6 protein-coding genes are annotated in these 7,173 nt (G+C 27.6%); 2 read left to right on the top strand and 4 right to left on the bottom strand.

What is annotated here, in order from left to right; translation table 4 throughout:
• Positions 1 to 209 precede the first annotated feature (209 nt).
• From T384_RS0101955 to T384_RS07250, 3 genes are all read right to left on the bottom strand, one after another.
• Positions 210 to 2,120, bottom strand: coding sequence for a hypothetical protein (locus T384_RS0101955; RefSeq protein WP_027119623.1), 1,911 nt, complete (start codon positions 2,118 to 2,120; stop codon positions 210 to 212).
• Between the two features lie 121 nt (positions 2,121 to 2,241).
• Entirely contained in the window at positions 2,242 to 3,915 is a 1,674-nt protein-coding gene (locus tag T384_RS0101960) for a hypothetical protein (RefSeq protein ID WP_027119624.1), read from the bottom strand.
• Positions 3,916 to 4,341: 426 nt separating this feature from the next.
• A complete protein-coding gene (locus T384_RS07250; RefSeq protein ID WP_156933111.1) occupies positions 4,342 to 4,881 on the bottom strand; it encodes a hypothetical protein in 540 nt (179 codons plus the stop codon).
• Positions 4,882 to 5,032: 151 nt separating this feature from the next.
• Between T384_RS07250 and T384_RS07255 the strand changes: the two genes are divergently transcribed.
• Positions 5,033 to 5,224: a hypothetical protein gene (locus T384_RS07255; RefSeq protein WP_156933112.1), complete on the top strand. Its 192-nt coding sequence runs from the start codon at positions 5,033 to 5,035 to the stop codon at positions 5,222 to 5,224.
• A 1,427-nt stretch (positions 5,225 to 6,651) separates the two neighbouring features.
• Here T384_RS07255 and T384_RS07370 read toward each other — a convergent pair.
• Entirely contained in the window at positions 6,652 to 6,804 is a 153-nt protein-coding gene (locus T384_RS07370) for a hypothetical protein (protein ID WP_169734574.1), read from the bottom strand.
• Between the two features lie 92 nt (positions 6,805 to 6,896).
• Between T384_RS07370 and T384_RS0101975 the strand changes: the two genes are divergently transcribed.
• Positions 6,897 to 7,173, top strand: a 277-nt coding sequence (locus tag T384_RS0101975) for a helix-turn-helix domain-containing protein (RefSeq protein ID WP_027119626.1), incomplete at its 3' end; no start/stop codon positions are given.

Raw genomic sequence — 7,173 nt, forward strand, 5'->3', positions numbered from 1 at the left:
TTTAATCAAAGACAAATCCCGACTTTGAATAAAAGCAACACAAAAATTAAATGATGTGCAAGTATTTAAAGACTTTCTTAAATAATTCAAAACAGTATTGTTAGGTTCTGAATTATCAATCAATTTGTTTAAAATAAATGGTTGATTATTTTTCAAGTTATTAAGGTTCCTTGACAGTTAAGAAATCAGAATAATTTTATAATCTCATTCTATTTATGTGGATGCTTTTTTCTTCAAAAGAAATATGAACCGCCTGCTAATCCGCCAATTGCTGGAATCAATAGCAATAATCATAAATATTCTAATTGAGTGGAGTTTGTAGGAATGGAACCATCAGAAGTTGGATTATTGGATCCTGGGTTTTGATTAGAAGGAGTTAAATTAGGGTCAAAATCTACTGGAACACTTTGACTTTGGATAAATTGTTCAGATGATGGTTGGGAAGAATAGTCTTCAAATTTACCTAAATCTCTAAAAACTGCATAGATATTATCTATTCTTGTTCGATTGGATTCTAATTGTTGTTGTAAATTTGTATTTGCGCCAAAAGTTAAAATATCAAAAGTCATAGGGATAGGTCAATTTTCAAATGAAACTGATTTAAAAGCGTTTGATAATGACATTCCATAATTATTAGTTAAATAAAACAAAGTTGCAGGGATTGCCGTTGTTGTATATTGGATACCAACTAAAGTAGTTTTGGGAATTACATCGTTATTAGTATTTGTGCTAAAGAAAAAATCCTGACGATTTGGATCTGCAGCCAAAAGAGAACTATCTTTAGCTAATAATACTTCTCACGGAATAGCAGTGCTAATTGTCAACGGTTTTACCTCTGGAGTTTTAGCAGTATAAAAAGCAATTAATTCATCTGAAACTTGTTGACTAAAGCGCGGATGCATCTTGAAGAAATAGTTGAACTCTTTAGGAGGATATTTTTTAGTTAGTGCTTCGAAGGTATCTTGTAGTTCTTCACGACTTGCTTGATTAACATTGTTAACATTACTAATTAAAGCATCTCCTAATCAAACAATATTCTTCTTGCTTGGATCATAGTTCTCTTTTCCAGAAACAATCATATCAGCAACTGAATTTATTTGATCAACACCAAATAACGATTCATACTCTCTAATAAATTTTTCTTTTAGTACGGTTTGGTCTGGTGTAAATAGTTGATTAGAAACAACGATATGATCTAAGTTCAAGGGATAAGTTTTATACATATCAGCTGCTGGAATTCCATAAATATCTGTATCAGTATAATCAGTAATATGGAAGGTTTTAAAAACGTCATCTAGTCTTAAAAAATCAAATATTGATGAATTATTAAACACGTTTACGCTATCGGCATCATTAGCTACAATGGCATTCCAATTGGATCTAGCTTGATCAATTGTAAGGTTTGTTTCTTTAAAACGTCTTACATAATCAAATACAAAACTATTTGTTTGAAGGTTACCATCAGACATTAGATAGATCTTATCTACTTTTGAGAAAAAATCCAAAAGTTGAATAGGATGTGCTGATCAAAGTTGATTTAAAATATGTTCTGTTACTCATAAATCATATTTTGCGTCAGGGAAAGTTGCACTATAGAAACGATTTAAATAATCTAGAGAGTTAACTGTAAACCCTATGCCATTGAAATTAAATGATTCGTTTTTTTGCTCATCAGTTAAAGTAGAACTTTCATTCACTCCAGGGATTTTATTTAAATTATTAACATAAAGTAATTTTGCATCTGTTGATTTATTTTGGTTTGTAATTTCCCCGTATTGATCAAGTAAAGCGTGATATTTAACATTCGTTTCATTTTGAAAAATACGTCGTGAAATAATAACTGAGTCAGTTCACTGTTGAGCACTGGGAGCAGGTGAATTCAAAGCAGCAAGCATTGATAAATAAATTTGTTGATCAGGTAAAGCTGCGCCTCAATTTAAATATATCTTGACATTTGGTGAATCTGATTCATCTTTAATAGAATTAATAAAAGTATTATAGCTTTTTTCGGTTGTTAACGACTCATGATTCAAAATTTGTAAAGTTTTGCTAGCAGTTGGAGTTATAGCAATTGAACTGATAAGAGACAGCGGTATGACCAAGGATAGTAGTTTAAACATTTATACACCAAATTTACCTTGAATTTAATTTTAGAATTAATCTTAAATTAAAAAATTACAAATATTTGAAAAATATAAAAAAGACATTATTTGAAAAATAAAAAGAGTTGCTAAATTAGTATTAAGATTTTTTATTTTTTAACTGAGATCACATAAATTTAAATTTATTAACAAACAGTTTTCGAAAATCTTCTTTCAAAAAAACAAGAACGAATAAAATAATTACTATTAAAAACAATGCTATTAAACCCACTAAAAATAAAGTTAATATTCCAGACCCTGTAAATCGCAAAGAAACTGTATCAAAAGGAATTAAAGATATCACTCCTCCTGTATAAACCAAACCTATTATAATAGGGAGAAATGCATGAAAGAAAACCTTTCTTATACTAATCGAAAATATATCACTTTCGTATAGAGATTTAATTGAAGATAGTTTAACAGATATATACCGAAATCCAGTAGACAAAAGTACTGCTAAAATAAGTGAAGCGATGATGCCTAAACCATTTAATCACGGGAAGTAATATGAGATAATAACACCAACTATCGTTATAATTATGTTAATTGTTGCTTCGATACTTGCAAATTTTACTTTTCATCCATAATGACCTTGTATATTTTTTAAGTTTTCTGCCGGCAAGCGTGCTACTTCAATGAAAATAGCTAAACCCATCAAAAACCCTAATCACTGATTGAAACCATGAAGAGAAGATAAGGAATTTGCGACTCCAAAGGAATTTTGTGTAGTGTTTAAAGAAGAAAAAAACGGGGAAATAATGAGAATAGTAGTAAAACTAAAAACAGCCCCCATAAAAGAAACATAATCATAAGAATCATAAACCTTAATCAAGTATTTTTTTTCTGAAGTGTGATAGACCCTAGCCAATGAATTAATAACTGTATTCAAAATAGTGGTCATAATTAATGATAAAGCGCTTTTTGCTAAAAGATAATTTCCATAAATTCCAGCAAGAACAGAAGAATCACTAGAAAAATTGTTATAAATGGCAAATGTCAAAAAGCTTGTGTTGAGTATTAATTGAGAAATAAAAGCATCAAGAGTTAATTGTCTTCTAATTTTAGCGTCCTCAATATAATTTTTATTCATTTTATTCTTAAATCAAGGAGCTATTTTTTTTCTTAAAACAAAAGCCAAAAAAACACTAAAAGAAACTGTAAAATTCGATACAAACGTTGAAAAAACTATCAATCATTTATTATTTCCTAAATATTGAAAACGAAAATTTGTAAAAATAATTGCCACAAAAATAGAATTAAAAATAATACGACCAATTAAATCAAATATTTGTAATAAATATCCCTTTCTTTCCACGACTAAAATTTTTTGGTAAATTGGAGAAATTAAAAATGCAAATAGACTAGAAACCCCTCCGGCTAAAATTGTCAAACCATTTAGAACCCCATCAAAGACAGAATCTGATCCAAATATAATAGGAAACAAAACAGACATCAGAAGTAGACCGAAAAATGAAAACATACCACGTGTTCGGTATTCATACAAAGAACGTGACATAAGAGTTTGCGCAGCAACATAGTTTTTTTGTGCAAGAGGCTTATATAGACGATACACAGTTAAAGTATCAATTGAACTAAGAACTAAAGTTGCATACGGGATTAACGAAATTGCTATGCTATAGATTCCAAAATTAGACGTTCCAGCAAATTGGTTTAGCAAGAATGTAATTATGATAGTAATTATTAAAGAAACCAAATTAGCACCAAAACTAATATAAATATTTTTTAAAGCTATTTTGTATTCTGACTGTGCCATATTTGTATTACGTTATAAATTAATAAATGTATAAAATTAAAAAATTTAATAATTAATTATACAAAGCGATAAATATTTTACTTAATGAACTCTTTTATAAACTTAATTTTTATCACATAATTTGTAGTCCATTTAATCAGATATTGCTTAGATAGGAATAAAAATTTAGTTCAAATGCCGTATATAATTTTAAAAAAACTACGTGGTTATTTACCATTGGTTTAGATGCATTACTTCGTCTAAGAATTTATAATTCCAGACAAAATTAATCCCTTACCCAAAAAATATTTTTCATCACCTGTAATCATCCTAAAAATCATTCATTTTATAGAAGTCATACTACATAACTATTTAAGTAATGTAAAAACAACTTCAACGCGCAAAACTCTATTTAATTAGCAGTCACTTAAATCTTAATTATTTTTATTAAATACCAACCTTTTTATAAACAAAAAAACTAAGATTAGAACTTTCGCTTTGTTTCTCAAAATTAAAAGAAATTAGTTTTTGAATAACATCAGAAATATAATCAGTATTTTTCCAAAAAATAGCATAATTTCCATTCACTAAACCTTTTGTTACAAAGGAGTCTATCATGGACGACACATTAGGTGAATTTTCGAAATATTCAACATATTCAGATGAGAGCAGATTTGTATTTTTTTGATAAGTAAAATAATCTATACCGTGAGAAATAACTAATCATATCCGAACATCTGCTAATACAATATCATTTGTCTTGATAGAATTATTAAAATTTGAAAGAAAATTTATATCTGCAGGCGTAAATTCAAGATTTGGTTTATCTCTAAACTTGTAAATCTTTTCGCGTTGGTAATCTGTGGTGTACATTCTCGGAGTAAAATGTTTTGTAATATGAGAATAACTGTAATAAGAAGGCAATACTAAAAGTACTAAATTAGGAATTGCTATCAAAACTTTTTTAGTCCATCCCCCATATTTCATTCTTATTCTTTTAGAAAATACAAAATTCGCTTTATTTCTAATATAAGTTCATATTCAAATAAAATTAATATCAGACAACAGACAAAACATAACTATAAAAAATGTGTATGAAAAAGTATTAACAGCTGGTAGCAAAGGACTTATGTATCCTATGCGTCACAAAGATGGCTGGCTAGACAGCAAACCAGAAATATTTAAACCAAAATACGCAACTAATCCGACCAAACTTGTAATAAAAATAAAAAGAAAATTCTTACTAAATTTATTTCTCCAAATTGACCACGAAACTAAGAAAAATGCTAATACCGATGAAGATGCTGTTCATACTAAACTGGATAGGTAAGGCCCATATAATCCAAATCCAAATACATTCATAATGCAAACAATCGCAAATAGTAATCATGCAAGAATTTTGTAATGAAGTTTAATTTTAATTTTTTGTAGAGATAGTAAATCTATTTTTTTATATAAACTTGTGTTTATTCAAATGTTTTGAACTTTAGTCTTTAAAATATAAAATCCGATAAAAGGTAAAATCGATAAAATTGAAAGAACCCCATTAGCAATAATGTTATCTAAAAGGAAAATAATAGCTGAACAGATAAGATAAAACAAAAAAACGATGTTTCTATAAAATTTTTTAGCAAAAAAAGATCGAAAATTTATTAAAGAATAAATAATGAATATAGGAATACCAATAACTAATCCAGTTGATGAAAAAAAAGAAAAAAACGAAACATAGACAAATGCTTGCAAAATTTTATCCTTTTGATTTATAGTTAAAAAAACTGCGGGCAAAATAAACATTATTTCTAGATTCCCACCACCTATTGACGCCAAATTAGAAAACAAAAAATACGTAAGTAGAGCGATTGCAAAAAAGACCAAAAATCTACAAACAGAATTAGTTATAATTTTTGGAAAAATTCTTTCTGAAAAAGCATAAAAAGTTCAAAAAAGAAACGCGAAAAAAATTAAACGATTTCAAAAATATACCCCATTCGCAGGATCAGAATAAAAAAATACACTGTTAAAATAATATTGCTGAGGATATAAATATGTAACTGAGAAATTTTCAGTTGCATTATCACCGCCAGTAGCAAAGTTATATTGTCCGATTTTGAATCTGTTACTTAAAGAAACATAAGCTTCCGAATCAGTAAAATGCGGAGTAACTATTTGGAAAAAATCAATGAGCAAAAATATAGCAATAACCAAAAAACTTAAAAGAAAAAAAATACTTGCTTTAGAAAATAAAAGTTTGAGTGATTCTTTAAAACATGTTTTTATTTGTTGTTTAGGCAAATTAGTTTTTTTGAAAAATAATCACAGATTTACTAGTCAATACAGAATTCACGCGCATGTCGCAATAACTATAATTCAATAATAAGCATCAAAATTTGATAATTTAAGTGTTGTAAACCAATACATTCCAACTTGGATAAAAACAAAATAGGCAATAAATCAGAATATATGCATTGAATGAAACGAATAATTTTTTTTATCGAAAATATTTTTAAGTGAACAAGTATTAACTTTAAACAATAAAAAAAATTTCTCAAATATTGGGAAAAGAATTAAAAGAATGGTTAGTGCTATAATCATGTTGTGTCTATAAAAATTTACTGAATCACCAAGTATGAGGTAAAAGTAACTGTTCAATTATAATTATTTTTAATTATAGTTTATAAAAGTTTACATTTATCAATAACATTTTACAGAAACTCTTATGGGTTTTCTAATTTTTAGTGTTGCATTTATTATTACAATCTACCACCCTCTTTCGTTTTCTGCCAAATAAACATTTTTTATTTTGGCAGGCAATTTAGGCAACTTGATAAATTCTTTACGATTAAAAAAGGGGTTAAAAAGTTTTCTTTGGTTGACAATTAAAGGAATTTTTATATCATTTCTATGAATCATGTTGGTACCTTTTTCGTTTTCTTTTCACAAGAAAAAAATACCTCATGGTATGTACCCCAATTCCTGGACAAAACTAGGAAGGGGTATTTTTTATGAAATACACAGACAAATTTAAACTTAAATGCGTCTTAAACTATCAAAATGGAAAAAAGATCAAAGCACCTTGTAGTGTTGGCAAAAAAATTTTTATGACTTATGTGAAACGGTGAATAAAGTTATACAAAGATTTAGGTGAAGAAGGTCTTAAACATAATTCAAAAAATAAAAAATGGACAACTAAAGAACGGTTTAAACTGGTTTCAAAATATATAAAAGGGAAATCCATAAATTCTATTTCTTTAAAAAACCATATTAACCCAGGTCAATTGT

Source organism: Mycoplasma testudinis ATCC 43263 (assembly GCF_000687795.1).
Classification (GTDB): domain Bacteria; phylum Bacillota_I; class Bacilli_A; order Mycoplasmatales; family Mycoplasmoidaceae; genus Mycoplasmoides; species Mycoplasmoides testudinis.